The following is a 789-nucleotide window of genomic DNA, read 5'->3' as shown; positions in this document are numbered from 1 at the left end:
ACAGTAAACCGATATTTGAAAGGAGTGTTTTTCTCTCCTAAGGTCAAATAAATTTGATTTACATTGACACCCTTTACTATTTCTGAAACAATCTCTTTGACTGTTTCTGGGTTTTCAACCCTGTTTAAATTTTTGATTTTTGTTTCCATAATTATCATAGTTTTGTATAAACTAAGTACAATAAAGTCGTGTACCCAACCACAGCAAGTTGTTTTTAACAACTCTTTATTTGTTTTTTACTTGCATCTTAATTGGATTAATTAGTATCTTTGATATATGACAACAGCTACAAAACCAAATCATATAGGTCGTAAAATAGGTCGCATTCGTGAACTTCGAGGAATGAAGCAGGAAACACTTGCGGAATCTCTTAAAATTAGTCAACAGGCGGTTTCTAAGATTGAGCAATCTCCAGAAATAGAAGAGGATAAATTGGAAGAGATAGCCAAAGTTCTTGGGGTAACTAAAGAGAGTATTGAGAATTTTTCTGAGGAAAATGTTTTCAATATCATAAATAATACTTTCCAAGATAACAGTTCAAATAATAACAACTATTTATGCACAATAAACCCGATTGAAAAAATCGTGGAATTATATGAACGTCTTGTTCAAGCTGAAAAAGATAAAATTGAGTATTTAGAAAAGCTACTGAATAAATAGCTTTAGCTTTCATCTTAAAATTTAAAAGGTTAAAGCAGTAAATACTACTTTATATTATAATCTAACCGTTAAAAACTCCCTTTCAATGTACTTCCGTTATTTGGTGAGAAGCACATTGAAAGGGAATCT

At 30.7% G+C, this 789-nt stretch carries 1 protein-coding gene; it reads left to right on the top strand.

What is annotated here, in order from left to right:
* Nucleotides 1–276 precede the first annotated feature (276 nt).
* Complete coding sequence (locus D3P13_RS21790; RefSeq protein ID WP_117885822.1) at nucleotides 277–660, top strand: helix-turn-helix domain-containing protein; 384 nt, start codon at nucleotides 277–279, stop codon at nucleotides 658–660.
* Nucleotides 661–789: the final 129 nt, after the last annotated feature.

The organism is Aureibaculum luteum, assembly GCF_003449015.1.
Taxonomy (GTDB): Bacteria; Bacteroidota; Bacteroidia; order Flavobacteriales; family Flavobacteriaceae; genus Aureibaculum; species Aureibaculum luteum.
This window is presented reverse-complemented; position numbering and strand designations above follow the sequence as displayed.

What these genes read in the sequence shown, in the direction of transcription:
- D3P13_RS21790 (WP_117885822.1), top strand. Translation starts at nt 277, where the DNA reads ATGACAACAGCTACAAAACCAAATCATATAGGTCGTAAAATAGGTCGC.